Below are 12,846 nucleotides of genomic sequence, written 5' to 3'. Positions count from 1 at the left end.
GTGGGGGTGCCCGCACCCCCACGGGAAGGCACGTCATGACCACAACACTCCGAACCACCACGACGGCGACCACGCTCGACCACGTCACCGTCTGGCGACACCTTGCCATGCCCGGCCGCCGCTCGATCGACATCCGCGAGCGCACATCGGCCGACGGCACCGTCACCTACCGGTTCACCGGCTCCCGCGCAGCCGGGGCGCTCACCATCACACCCACCTACGCCGACGACCTCGAGGCCATCCCCACCCGCATCCGCTTACGACTCGGCATACACGGGCCGGCCACCGACTACCGCAGCGAAACCCGCGAAGAGCTACCCACCATCAACACCGTCACCCTCCACGGCGAAATACCCGCCCTCGACCCGGGCGAATACCTCACCCGTACCCGCCCGGGACTGCACTTCGAGCGCATCGGCCGACGCGAAGTCTCGGACCGTACGAACGACTACTTCTGCCAGATCCTCACCGCCATCATCGGCAGCTACGTCGCCCGCCCGCAGACCGAATACGAACGACGCACCACCGCCATCCGGCACGCCGCCGCCCGCCTACACAATCTCAACCACCGGCACATCCAGCCTGCCCGCAACGCGCTCAACCAGATGCGCGCCCAGCTAGCCGCACTCGACGATGCCGCCACCCACCTACGCCACCTCGCCGACGAGGCCGCCTAACCGCCGATACTGAACCCACCCCGGACAAGCAGGAGAAGCAATGCCACTGATCAACAACGACCCCGCCGGCCGCCGCACCGTTCGAGCCGGCCACATCATCGCCGCAATCGGCCTAACCGTCGCCCTCATCGCCGTGGCGTTGCTCCTGTTCGCCCTTATCTTCCTTCGCTGAACGTCGCCACTTCGCCTACCGCCGAAGCGGCAGGATCACCCGAGTTTCTCGCGGCCCCAGCGGCCGGCGCCGACCCGGCAGAAGCCGTGCCGCCGCCGGACCGGCCACTCCCACGCGGACGCCCCCGACGCCGGACCACGGGAGCACCGTCGCTCAACTCGCTCACCCGCGCGTTGACCTCTTCCGCCGGCGCCCGCTGCTGACCCAACCGCACGCGCGCCGGTGTCTCCTGCATCAGCACCGCGGCGGCATCGGGAGCCATCAGCGACGCCAGCACCGCCAGCGCCACATCCGCGCCCCGCTCCGCCTCTGCCACCATCTCATCCAGCCGCGCGAGCTCCGCCGCGCGCCGCTCCCGCGCGCGGCGGAGCGCCGCCCCCGCATCCGCCGCCGCCTTCAATGCGGCACGCTCCGCCGCGTGCCGCCGCTCCAACGCCTTGATAGCACTGTTCGTCGTCTTACTAGCCATACATCTACGCTAACCATTCCACAGGCTCGCCCTCCACATCTAAAAATCGTTGAATGTTAGTTGTAATTGGTCACCTAATCGTTCAACATTGCTCACACCATCTCTCATCAGCACAGATATCAGGTCACTCTCTAACCTCTTCTCAGAACTAGCACACCCCCTGGCATTCCAATGTCGTAAAGGCGCCTGCCGGGTGCCTACGCTCTGCGGCATGCTCTCGGTAACCCGCATCTCGCCAGGGGCCGGGATCGCCTACCTCACCCAGCAGGTAGCCACCGGTCACCACGACTTCCGCCCCGCCAGCCCAAACGCCGCGGTGGCCTACCACGCCGACCCGCGCGCGCACGGTGAGGCTCCCGGCTGGTGGGCCGGCCAAACCCCTGCCTTGTTCGGAGTGCAGGGACAGGTCACCGAAAAGCAGTTGCAGAACCTCATCGGCGAGGGCAGCCACCCAGAGACCGGCGAACGACTCGGCCGGCTGTGGCGCAAATTCGAGGCCCTCGACGACGACGCACGCCAAGCCGCCGTCGAAAAGGCGTGGAAAGCGCTGCCCGAGGACGCCACTTACGAGCAGATCGCCCAGGTGTGGCTGCGGATCTGGACCGCCCCGGAACGCCACCCGGTCGCCGGGTTCGACGTGACCGTTTCACCGGTCAAGAGCATCAGCCTCCTGTGGGCGTTCGGAGACGACCAGGTCAAACGCGAGGTGATGGCGTCGCACCACGACGGTGTACGCGCCGCCCTGGAGCACCTACGAGCGCACGGGGCGTTCACCCGGCTGGGTACCAACGGCATCGTGCAGGTCGACACCGACGGCCTCGCCGCCGCGGTCTTCGACCACCGCATGTCCCGGGAGAAAGACCCGCAGCTGCACTCCCACATCATCGTCAGCTCGAAGGTCCGCGTCGTCCGCGACGGCCGCGAGACGTGGCTCGCCCTCGACAGCAAAGCGTTCTACCAAGCCACCATCAGCGCCCGGATCGCCTACGAACGCGCCGTCGAACACCAACTCGGCCGACGCCTCAGCGTCCGGTTCGCCGCGCGCGCCGGCTCGCCGATCCGCGAGATCGTCGGATTCAATCCCCGCGCGATCCAGCACTACTCCAAGCGGCGCACCGCCGTCGAAACCGAGCTCGACGGCCGCCACAGCGACCCCAGCACCGGCCGTGAGTGGATCCCCACCGGCCGGTGGCGGCGCTCCGCGCAGGACGCCACCCTGCGCACCCGCCGTCCCAAGGACGGCCCCGAATCCACCCTCGAAGCCGTCACCCGGTGGCAGCGCGAGGACCGGCAAGCGGGTTTCGACACCGCCGCTGAGGTGCGTCGCATCGCCGCAGGCCGCACGGCCGACCCGGTGGACCAGCAGGCCCGGCGGGTAATCAGGCTCGCGCACCGCCACCGCACCGACCAGCCGTTACGGGTTCAAGACCTGGACGCCGCCGCCGTCCAGCTCGGCCTCGAGCGCGACGAACAGCGCTTCCCGGTCGTCACCGCCGCTATCCGGCGGCTGCCGCACCTGGCCGTCGAACGCGCCGTCGACGAGCTCAGCGCCGAACGCGCCGTGTTCAGCGTCGACCACCTGGAACTGGCCATCGGCCGTCAGCTGCACGTCAGCCCGACCATGGACCGCCGCTCCGACTGGCGGCAAGTGCAGCGCTACGCCGCCCACGCCATCCGGACCAGGGCCGGCGGGCTACGGGTCCTGACACCACCAGCATTGCTCGAGTGGGGCGAAACCCTGCTCCGCGGCTCCGACCGGCAGAGCATCTATAGCCGGCACCGCGACTTGAAAATCTCCACCGAACCGGTCCTGGCCGCCGAGAAAGAACTCATCGCCTACGCCACCCGCCACGGCGGCACCCCCGCACCCCGGGCGCTGCTCGACGCGGTCGCTGACCGGCTCGACCTGTCGGATGAGAAGCGCACGGCGCTGCACTTCGCCGTCGGTGACGACCGCCGGGTCACCAGCATCGTCGGCCCGGCCGGCACCGGCAAAACCTATCTCCAACGCGCTGTCGGTGTCGCGGCCCGCCAGGCCGGCATACCCGTACTCGGCCTGACCGTCGGGCAGAACGCCGCGTTCGTCCTCGCCGACGCCACCCGCGACGGCGACCAGCCAGGCATCCGGACCGAGAACATCGCCATGTGGCTGCACGCCCAGACGATGCCACCCGAAGGCACCACACCGGCCGGCTGGGCGTTCCAGCCCGGCCAGTGGGTCATCATCGACGAGGCGTCGCAGGCCTCAACGCTCGACCTCGTGCGCCTCACCCAGCTCCTCAAACCCGTCGCCGGAAAACTCATCCTGGTCGGTGACCCCGAACAGATCTCCGCGATCGGGCCCGGCGGCATGTTCCGCTACCTCGCCTCCCTCGGGACGACTACGCAGCTGCGCGAGGTCCGTCGCTTCATCGATCCGTGGGAAGGCCCGGCCTCCCTGCGGCTGCGTGAGGGCGACACCACCGTGCTCGCCGAGTACGACCGACGCGGCCGGGTCATCGCCGGACACCGCACCGAACTCATCAACCACGTCCTCGACGGGTGGGCCGCCGACATTCTGCAAGACCGGACCAGCCTCATCCTCGTCGAAACTCAGGCGGAAGCCGCCGACATCGCCACCCAGGCCCGGCGCCTGCTCATCCGGGCCGGCATCGTGCAACCTGGCCCCGCCGTCGCCCTCGCGGACGGCACCCACGCCGGCGTCGGCGACCTGATCGTCACCCGCCGCAACAACCGCACCCTGATCGCCGGCGAGCAATTCGTCGCCAACCGCAGCCAATGGCGCGTCCTCGAACTCGGCCCCAAAGGGGCTCTGCTCGTGCAGAACACCGCCGACCAGGCCACCACAGCGCTACCGGCCGACTACGTCGCCGCCCACGTCCAGCTCGCCTACGCCGCCACCGTCGACTCCGCGCAAGGCCGCACCGTCGACGCAGCTCGCGCCATCATCGACCAGGCCACCACCCGAGCCCGGCTCTACGTCATGGCCACCCGCGGCCGGCTCCTCAACCAACTCGCCGTCGTCACCGCCGACGAACCCCCCGAAGCCCACCCACCGGCACCACCGACAGCCGGCGTCACCGTGCTCGCCGGGATCCTGCGCGAGGACGGCACCGACCGCTCCGCCACCGAAACCGAACAAGGCCTGTGGGCCGACGCCGACACCTTGCGGCACTGGGGGCCCATCTACGACGACCTCGCCGCCCGCGCCGGCGCCGACCGGTACACCGCCGTCGTCCGTAACGTCGCCGGGCAAAAGGTTGCGGACAACCTCGCCGCCGACCCCGCCATGCCCGCACTCGCCGCCCGCCTGCACGCCCTCGCCGCAGCCGGCTACAACCCCGAGCACGTTCTCGCCGCGGTCACCTCCCAGCGGGAACTGAACAGTGCCCACGACACGGCCGCCGTCCTCGCCTGGCGCATCGACCAGACCTACCGCGACCTGCAACCCGACCCCGCTGTCGCCCTGAGCCCTACCCAGGCCGGCACCTACACCCAGCGCGCACCCGCCGTCGACGGCGATATCGGCGACGCGCTGCGCCAGGTCGCGGCCATCTGCGACACCCGTATCCACGCCCTCGCCCAGCAGGCAGCCGCGGAACGTCCCATCTGGGCCACCGCGCTCGGCCCGCTCCCGGACGACGAGCCCGGGCGCCGGCAGTGGACCAGCCGCGCCGCCGTCATCGTCGCCTACCGCGACCGCTACACCGTCACCGGTGACGACCCGATCGGTCCCGAACCATCACCCCGAGACGTCGGCCGGTGGGGCGCCTGGCAACGCGCTCAGACCGTTCTCGGCGTCGCCACCGTTGCCGGGCAGGTCAGCGCTGCCACCGACGGGCAGCTCCGAGCACTCATCACCGCGCAACGCGACACCGACCAGAACGCCCCCGCCTATGTCGCCGGACAACTCCGCGCCGCCCACACCCAACTCGTCGGCGCCGAAACCCACCTCCGCGACGCCCGCGTCGACCTGGCCACCGCCCAGACCGCCGCCGCTTCAGCAGGCCGGCACGCCAACACCATGAAACCGCGATGGTGGCACGCCGGCCCCCTGCACACCCAAGCCGCGATCCGCCACCAGCACGCCAGGACGGATGCGCTGCGCGCCACCGCCACAGTCGACGAACTCCAGGATCGGCTTGAATCCGCACGCGGGCGCATCGACACCGCCCGCGCACGCGTTCACAACCTCGAAGACCAGCATCAGACGTGGACCGGCTGGTACGACGAGGCACTACCTGCCCGCTACGCCGGGCTCGCCGCCGCCTCCGAAGCCGCACGCCGCGCGCAGAACCTCGCCGACGACGCCAGCAGCCTCACCGAAACCGTTCGCGCCACCGCGGCCCGCGTTCGCGCTGTCGACTCCACCCGCCCCCAACCACACACCCGGCCCGTTCCTGACCAGCTTGCCCCGCAGGCCGAAGCAGAGCAGCAGCGCATCCTCGAGGATTCCGACCTCGACGCACCACCCGACCGCTTTGACGCGGAGGTCGACCATGCCTGAAGCCAGCACGCTTGACCGCACACTCTGCTCACGGTCGATGCTCGCCGACCGGAATTGGGGGCGGGCATGAGCGCGCACTCCGTCGCGTTCGTCGACGAAGCTTTCATCCGCCTGCACCAGCACCCCGTGCGCATCTGTTCGCCGCCGTCCTCGTTGACGCCGATGACCTGCCGGACGTCATCGACGCCGCCCGCAACGCCGCCGGCCCCGGCGAAGAATTCCATGCCCGCCGCTTCATCGGCAACCACAGTAGGGTTAAGCAGACGCACCGTCCGTTCACCTACCGCGATGTCGGTGGACCTGTACTTGGCGCCGGGCTGCAGCGCGAATATCACCTAGCGTGAAATGTGGCATAGGATGCATACCTCCCGAGTTAGGCGACCGCCGAGGCTTAACTAGGCCAAGAGTCTGGCATGATTACTATTTGTCATCAGTGCGTGACTGTTTGCTCTCATCCGTTCGGGTGACTCGACACGGCTTTTTGCAACTTGCACGCGAACCCATTTGCCCTGAGCAAGTACGCTCCATTCGCCCAGCAGTCATTCACTTGATGGAGCATCGGTGGCCACTAGCTCAGGAAACCGGAATGGAGCGGCGCCGGAGCCGCCCGACAACGCATTGGCCACCATTGCGGCGGCATTGATCAATGTACGAGGCGTAAAATTTGTAAGTAAATTAGCGTTGACCGGCGTCATTTTGACCGTGGTCGGTCAGGTTGTCGTCCCATTTATCAAGCCGGGTGATGCCGCAAACGTTACTCCAACTCCGAGTAGCACGGCTATACCTCAAGCGACTGGCGGTGTGGTCAGTACGCCGACGTCTTCAAACTCTTCGTCATCCAGTCCGGCACTCCTGACCACGACCGCACCGCCTATTCCGGACGCCCCAAAGCGCGCTGACGCCTCTACGACGCCACCTCCCCAGGCGGGCCCACTCGCACCGCCCCTCGCGTCGCCGCAGCGCGCATATGCCTTCGCGATAATGAGCCCTAACCCAACCATCCCGGTTGACCGTATCCTCACTGTTCAGGGTGAATGGCAGCCGGAGGGCGACCGTCAAGTGTGGACGTTTGTAATGACACAAGACGACAGAAAGTTCTTCGGCCCCTTTTGCCAGCCCGCGAAGTTGAACCAAGACGGCACTTGGGTAGGACCGGAACTCAATGTGGGTAGTGTCGGGAAGGACGACATCGGTCAGAAGTTCCCCGTTATTGCCATTCTCGTTGACGAAGCCGCGAGCGATAAGATCCGCCAAGCCTGCCAGTCGGCACCTACCGAAAAAGGTGTGGTGAACTTTGACGTGCAAGGTTTAAGCCTAAAGAAGGCTGTGATCAAAGTTGTGCGCGGATAAGATTTAGCATTGCGACGCAGGTCGGTACGCCACGTCCGCTGGAAGACTCTGCGGTTCGCCGAGTGCGCTTACCGCCTGCCGAGTGAGTTGCTGGGGATGAGCCCGGTGCTCTACAGGAAGGTAAGCATGGCCGCGCTGGTCTTGTACTCGGAGGCCCGAAGTCTGTCCGCAGCGCCTGGAATGAGCACGCACCACAGGCCGAGGATGCAAGTCTCGATGGCGGTGCGGGCGAGTAGGGCAGCCGCTTCTCGCTGGCGCATCCGTACCGCTCGCCGCATCTCTCGTTGCAGGAACAGCAGCCGCAGTAGGGCCAACCGGGCGAAGTGTTCACCGGTGACTTGTTCCTCGTCGCGGGGCAAGGGGCGGCTGGTCGCGAGGGTGCGGGCGCTGCGTCGGACGCGCATGCGTCGCGGGGAGGTCGGGGTAGGGCAGCACGCCACGAAGGACTGTACGGGCGAGCACCGAGAAGATGGCCATCACAGCACAGCATCATCGCAACAACCGCTTCGGACTGCGTCATCTTTTCGTCATGACGGAAGCGCAGCCGAACCTGCTGGCCTCGGCCGCTCCGGTGGGGTGCCGGAACGGCCGAGGCTGCCGCTATTGCTGACGCAGTTCGTTGAAGACGCCTCGTGCGCATGCGATGAGCAGTTGTTGGGTGTCCACCTGCTCGGTGACAGCGCTGTTCACCGGGATGAGGGCGATGCTCAGGTAGAGATTGCCGTCGTACGCCATCAGGTGCGGGCCTGTGGTGGGGTCGGTGTAGGCAGCGGCCTGCTGCCCGACACCCGGCACATCGGTCACCCCGGTGGACCTCTGGTGGGCGCCGCGCATGCCTTCGTAAAAGCCCTTCACTGATCCTTCTTTGCTGGTCATGACCTCCAGAGAGATCAAGCTGCGCATTCCAGCGGCGCCGTACTGGTGGTCGCAGGTGGCCAGAGACGAGGCTCTGGTGTCACTGAATCGTGGTTCGCTCAGATGGCCGGCGTCGATGCCGAGCGCACGGGCGAGGCTTACGTGATCCAGTGCGCTGCACACATCGCGCCGGTTGACGTAGCGAGCGCCTGCGGTGGCGATACCCTGCGCCGAGCTCGCCGACTGCGCAGCGGTAGGCGCGGATGGCCTCGGTCGTGCGCTGGTCGCACTTTGGGTGCTGCCTGTGTGGCTGCAGGCAGTTGTTCCGAACGCCAGGAGGATGGCCGTGATCCCGCAAGCGGCTCGGATCGTCGCGGTGGTCGGTGCGATGGACATGAGTCGTCGCCTTCCAGCTCGATGGTTCACGGTCACCGGCCTTACCACCGGTGAGCACTGCCGTCGGTGAGGTTCACGACCATGCCGGTGTGGGTGTAGAAGTTCATCGCGGAGAACAACGCGAAACCGATGCCAGCGACGGTCCAGGCCCAGTAGAGGACCTGCCAGCTGCGGCGGCTGCCGGGCCGGGCCGCGAAGGGGAAAAGGAGGCAACCCAGCGCGGCGGGGCCGTAGAGCACGGCGGCGAAGAACGTGTTCTCGATGGCGGGGTGCTGGTGCAGTAGGCCAGTGATGGGTTCCTCGGCGGGTGCGGCGCTGATGACGTCGAAGCGCACGATGGCGAGTGTGCACCAGGTCATGACGAGCCCGAGGATGAACACGATGACCCCGACGGGACCCAGCGCCTCCGGTAGCCGTTCGGGGTCAAGGGCCGATTTGCTGCGGCTGATCCGCCAGGCGGCGGCCAGGAGGAGCACACCGAGCATCAGGGCGGGCTCGCCGAAGATGGTGTCGATGTAGGGCTTGGCTTCGCTGAGCGGGTGGGTGACGGTCATGGTGCCGCCGAGCCCGGTCAGTAGCAGGCCAAGGACGCCGAACGCTGCGGCCCAGCCGCTGTGATCGGCCGGTGCTCGCACCAGGCGCAGGGGCATGCGTTCGTTGCGCAGCCAGGCCCAGTAGCGCGGGACGAGGATCAGGGCCGCGCCGGCGGCGACGCCAATAGAAGTGTTGTACATGATCATGCGTTGGCTCCCAGGGAGGAAGGGTTATTGCTGGTGGGTGGTGATGAGGTGCCGAAGGACGGCGATGTCGTGCCGGTTGGCGCTGGGCTGGGCGTCGAGCAGGGTGTTCAGCTCGGCGATGAGCTGAGCGCGGAGTTGCTGGTTGAGCGCCCAGCCGGCAGGGGTGGGCGCCAGCAGGGACCGTCGGCGGTCCGTGGCGGGGATGCTGCGGCGCAGCAGACCGCGTTTGATGAGGGCGGCGGCCGAGCGGGTGACGGAGCCTTTGGAGACGTGGGCCAGGACGGCGACGACGCCGGTATCGACGGGTCGGTGCATGACGGCAAGGTGCAGGACGTCGTAGCTGGTCCAGGTCAGGTTGGCGTCGTAGAGGACGGTGGTTTCGAGGTGGCGGCGGGCGAAGTTCGCGGTGCGGCACAGCTGGGCGAGGTGATCCAGCCGGCCCGGCCCGTCGTCGGCGCCTTTGACACCGGGCGACGCCGACGCAGTTATGTCGACGACACCCGCTACTCTTTCGCCCATCATCGGGCTCCAGTTCCCGGCTCTACGAGCGCTGGCGGATACGGCCGGGCCCGGGTCCTGCCGTGGCGGTGGTGGTCACCGCTGGTCCAGTCCGCCAGTGGGCGCACCGGCCAAAACTGGTGCATGTCGTCGAGTCCGCCCACCGTGCTGGGCAGGCGCCGGATGTGCCGGGCGGGGCGGTGACTGGCGGTGTATGCGGGCATGGTCGGGGTCCTTTCCATGGCGGATCGCCTGTTGTGGTGTTTCGCCGGTACGTGCCGGTCAGCGGCAGGACGACACGAGCGAGGTGGCCGAAGCGCTGCGCTGGTGGTTGAGCCAGGTGTAGATGGCTGTGAACGCCAGCGGTGCCGTGCGGTGCAGGTTGATGGAATGGCCGGTCCGCGGGATAGTCGCCGCGGCCAGGGCCGCGCCCGGCGGGAACGCGGTGTGTTCGCGTTGGCAGATGTCGGACGGTGTTTTGCAGGGCTGGCCGGTGCCGCAGAACAGGGCGTCGGCCTCGCCCATGACAATCAGGACGGGCACGGTGATGGCGCGGCTGTAGGCCAGCTCGTCGTCCGGGGTGAAGGTGAGTTCCCCGGTGGTGGCGGTCGTCTTGGTCTGCTCGTCCCAGCCGGCGGCGCCTCGGACGGCGGTGTGCGGGTCGAGGAAGTACCCGGGTCGGCTGCCGGGCCGGGTGGTCAGGTAGCCGTCCGGCGGTGCGGTGTCGGTGAACTTCGGGTCGGCGGCGGCCGGGTACAGGTCGGTGATGAAGCGGGTCATCTCGTCGATGCGGATGTCGTGCAGCAGGCCGGTGACCACGAGCGCGTCGACGTCGTGGTAGGTGGCGGCTTCGGCCATCGCAATGACCGAGCCGTAGGAGTGTCCGACGCCGATGACGCGGGTGAATCGGCCGAGGGTGCCGTCGCGCAACGCGCGAACGGCCTGGTGGGTGACGGTTGCTTCGGTGGTGGTGGTGACCTGGTCGGCGGGTGGCCGGTCGCTGGCGCCGGTGCTGATGCGGTCGATGAGGTAGACGGCATCACCTCCGGCCAGGGCCGCGGTGGTGTAGTCGGTGCGCGTTCCGATTCCGGTCCAGTAGCGGTGGGTGTAAGTGAGGCCGGGGATCAGCACCTGCACGGTCGTGGTCGTGCGGTCCGGCCGGCACAGCCAGCCGGCGAGCCGGTACCGCGCTGGGCCGGGACTGGAGGTCAGCGTGACGCTCAGGTCGTGCCGGGCGCAGCCCGATCGCGCCGCTGACGGCGGTTGCGCGTGCGCGGCGGGCGTGGCCAGCGCCAAGCCGGCGAGGATGAGGGCTGCCGCTACCGCGAGGGGTGTCAGGAGGTGTCGGATGTGAGTTGGCCGGCCGTCTCGGGTGACGGCCGAGTCGGTGGTGGACAGCATGCGCTGCTCCCTTGGTTGGGTGGGGATGGTCGAGGGACGGCGGTTTGCCGGGGCAGTGCGGATATTCCAACTGTCTGAATAGGTCGGGCCGGGTGGCCGATCCCTCCTCGGGTCGGACTTCTCCGTAGCCGCAAGCAAGCTCTCTGTAGCCGAGGTATGACTGCGGCCACTGCGCGGAGCAGCTCCGCACCGACGAGGCACACAACGCTGCGTCGCTGCTGGAAACCGGTGTTATTCGGGAGGTGCGGTATTCCTCCGCGTCCCGGACCAGGGCAGCGCGAGGCGTCAGTCCGAACAACCACAGCAACGACCCTGCCGGTAGGACTACGCGTCGGATAGCTGTCTCCAGCTGTCCTGCCTTGTGGGGTGGCGGCGGACCCGGGGCACCACCCTCGAGTACGACGTTTGTGTCTGTCGTTGAGTCGGCACTTCAGTGACGCACAGTGATGGGCGAAGGTGAAGCATGGTCGGACCGCTTAGCTGCGCTTGGCCCGAAGGGTCGGCGGGTCGGCTGCGCGGTGTCAGTTGGAGATCGCCCGGTGGATGCCATTCAGCCGAAAGGCGGCCACCAGGCCCGAGGTGGGCCTCTGCCATTACCCGTTCGGGACAGCTGACGGACTCACCTACCGGCCCGTGGACGCGCCTGCCCGTTCTAGGCTCCCCCGAATGATCAAGATGCGGTTTGCGGCCTCCGGAGCTGCTGCCGCGGTGGTTCGAGGTGGCGCAGCACTCGTCGTCGGTGGGGTGCTCACCCTGGCCGCTGCCGGCTGCGCGGGCCAGGTGAGCGGTACAGGACCGGCGGATGCGCAGTCATTCGCGTCCGCCGAACCCACGCCGGATCCCCGGCCGTCCAGCGCACCACGGATTCACCCGCGCTGGCGCTCGTGTGCCGGCGAACCGTCGATGCGGCCTCAGGACGAGGGGCTCGACGCCGTGTCGCTCCTGCACTTCGCCGGCACCTTCCACCCGGTGGCCGCCGTCAGGTGCCGGGAAGACACGCAGCGGCGGCCGGACGGTGGCACGGACGCGATCGCCGTCGAGGACCGCGCCGACGACGTGGCAGCCCTGCTTGCCGCGCTGCGTCTGCCCGACGCGCCGCCGCCGTCACCGGAGCCGTCCGCCGGCGACGAGCCACCAGATCCGGATCCGGATCTGATCTGCACCTTAGAGGGATACAGTCCGCCGCGGCTGGTGCTGCTCGACGGCCAAGGCCGATGGGTACGCCCCGGCATTCCCCGCGACGCCTGCGGCAAGCCCCTTGCCGAGGCCGCAGCCGCCATGGACAAGCTGCACTGGACCCGAGTCACCACTCGTGTGCTCGGCGAGGTGGAGTCAGCCGAGGCCGCGGCGAGCGGATGCGATCAGGTCTTCACCGACATGGTGTGGTTCACCGGCGTCTACCCGCCCACTCGGCAGGGCGATCTCGCCCCGCTGGCCGACGACGCCGCATCGGTACGACTGTGCGTCTACCAGGTGAAGGCGAGCGGGCGGGACAGCGAAAAGCCGCAGGGCGACTTCGTCGCCGGCGGCTTGCTGCCGACGGGCCGGTGGGCCGCCGTCAAGCGAGCGGTCCAGACCTCCGGGAAAGCGACAACATGTACCACCCCGGCCAACCGGTTCGCCCGGCTGGAAACTCCCCGGGGCGACATCTACGTGGAACTCGACGGTTGCCGACGCCTCGTCGCCCAAGGCGTCCTCCCCGGTGACGGAACCAGCGGCGACACGATCCGGCAAGCATCCACGGACCTGCCTGCACTGCTCACCAAGCCATAAGCAGTCGT

Annotated in this window: 10 protein-coding genes; 5 read left to right on the top strand and 5 right to left on the bottom strand. The window is 68.2% G+C overall.

From position 1 onward, the window contains the following. Positions 1–35: 35 nt before the first annotated feature. Together Ani05nite_RS33395 and Ani05nite_RS41995 are read left to right on the top strand one after the other, a co-directional pair. Positions 36–677 carry a hypothetical protein gene (locus tag Ani05nite_RS33395; protein WP_203774992.1) on the top strand — a complete coding sequence of 214 codons (642 nt, stop codon included), beginning with the start codon at positions 36–38 and terminating at the stop codon, positions 675–677. A 40-nt stretch (positions 678–717) separates the two neighbouring features. After that, the gene (locus tag Ani05nite_RS41995) at positions 718–849 is read left to right on the top strand and encodes a hypothetical protein (RefSeq protein WP_275410685.1); all 132 of its coding nucleotides are present in this window, start codon (positions 718–720) and stop codon (positions 847–849) included. Here the strand turns inward: Ani05nite_RS41995 and Ani05nite_RS33390 are convergent. Further along, the gene (locus tag Ani05nite_RS33390; protein ID WP_203774990.1) at positions 833–1,318 is read right to left on the bottom strand and encodes a hypothetical protein; all 486 of its coding nucleotides are present in this window, start codon (positions 1,316–1,318) and stop codon (positions 833–835) included. The genes Ani05nite_RS41995 and Ani05nite_RS33390 overlap by 17 nt on opposite strands. 211 nt (positions 1,319–1,529) lie before the next feature. Between Ani05nite_RS33390 and mobF the strand changes: the two genes are divergently transcribed. Beyond that, positions 1,530–5,825: a MobF family relaxase gene (gene mobF / locus Ani05nite_RS33385; RefSeq protein ID WP_203774988.1), complete on the top strand. Its 4,296-nt coding sequence runs from the start codon at positions 1,530–1,532 to the stop codon at positions 5,823–5,825. Between the two features lie 1,074 nt (positions 5,826–6,899). Further along, a complete protein-coding gene (locus Ani05nite_RS33380) occupies positions 6,900–7,175 on the top strand; it encodes a hypothetical protein (protein ID WP_203774986.1) in 276 nt (91 codons plus the stop codon). Positions 7,176–7,775: 600 nt separating this feature from the next. On the opposite strand, the gene Ani05nite_RS33375 is transcribed toward Ani05nite_RS33380, so the two are convergent. The 4 genes from Ani05nite_RS33375 to Ani05nite_RS33360 form a co-directional block, all read right to left on the bottom strand. Further along, on the bottom strand, positions 7,776–8,426 hold the full coding sequence (locus Ani05nite_RS33375; RefSeq protein WP_203774985.1) for a hypothetical protein: 651 nt from the start codon (positions 8,424–8,426) through the stop codon (positions 7,776–7,778). A 41-nt stretch (positions 8,427–8,467) separates the two neighbouring features. Beyond that, on the bottom strand, positions 8,468–9,166 hold the full coding sequence (locus Ani05nite_RS33370) for a DUF981 family protein (RefSeq protein WP_203774983.1): 699 nt from the start codon (positions 9,164–9,166) through the stop codon (positions 8,468–8,470). A gap of 24 nt (positions 9,167–9,190) precedes the next feature. Further along, positions 9,191–9,685, bottom strand: coding sequence for a MarR family winged helix-turn-helix transcriptional regulator (locus Ani05nite_RS33365; RefSeq protein WP_203774981.1), 495 nt, complete (start codon positions 9,683–9,685; stop codon positions 9,191–9,193). 261 nt (positions 9,686–9,946) lie between these two features. After that, positions 9,947–10,960: an alpha/beta hydrolase gene (locus Ani05nite_RS33360; RefSeq protein WP_203774979.1), complete on the bottom strand. Its 1,014-nt coding sequence runs from the start codon at positions 10,958–10,960 to the stop codon at positions 9,947–9,949. A 771-nt stretch (positions 10,961–11,731) separates the two neighbouring features. Here Ani05nite_RS33360 and Ani05nite_RS33355 point away from each other — a divergent pair. Continuing rightward, the gene (locus Ani05nite_RS33355) at positions 11,732–12,838 is read left to right on the top strand and encodes a hypothetical protein (protein ID WP_203774976.1); all 1,107 of its coding nucleotides are present in this window, start codon (positions 11,732–11,734) and stop codon (positions 12,836–12,838) included. The last annotated feature ends 8 nt before the right edge of the window (positions 12,839–12,846 follow it).

The organism is Actinoplanes nipponensis (assembly GCF_016862275.1).
Lineage (GTDB): Bacteria > Actinomycetota > Actinomycetes > Mycobacteriales > Micromonosporaceae > Actinoplanes > Actinoplanes nipponensis.
The sequence above is the reverse complement of the archived record's forward strand: the minus strand, read 5'-3'. Positions and strand labels throughout refer to the sequence as shown.

Coding starts and splice junctions, on each gene's coding strand:
- Ani05nite_RS33395 (WP_203774992.1), top strand. CDS start 36: ATGACCACAACACTCCGAACCACCACGACGGCGACCACGCTCGACCAC.
- Ani05nite_RS41995 (WP_275410685.1), top strand. CDS start 718: ATGCCACTGATCAACAACGACCCCGCCGGCCGCCGCACCGTTCGAGCC.
- Ani05nite_RS33390 (WP_203774990.1), bottom strand. CDS start 1,318: ATGGCTAGTAAGACGACGAACAGTGCTATCAAGGCGTTGGAGCGGCGG.
- mobF (WP_203774988.1), top strand. CDS start 1,530: ATGCTCTCGGTAACCCGCATCTCGCCAGGGGCCGGGATCGCCTACCTC.
- Ani05nite_RS33380 (WP_203774986.1), top strand. CDS start 6,900: ATGACACAAGACGACAGAAAGTTCTTCGGCCCCTTTTGCCAGCCCGCG.
- Ani05nite_RS33375 (WP_203774985.1), bottom strand. CDS start 8,426: ATGTCCATCGCACCGACCACCGCGACGATCCGAGCCGCTTGCGGGATC.
- Ani05nite_RS33370 (WP_203774983.1), bottom strand. CDS start 9,166: ATGATCATGTACAACACTTCTATTGGCGTCGCCGCCGGCGCGGCCCTG.
- Ani05nite_RS33365 (WP_203774981.1), bottom strand. CDS start 9,685: ATGGGCGAAAGAGTAGCGGGTGTCGTCGACATAACTGCGTCGGCGTCG.
- Ani05nite_RS33355 (WP_203774976.1), top strand. CDS start 11,732: ATGATCAAGATGCGGTTTGCGGCCTCCGGAGCTGCTGCCGCGGTGGTT.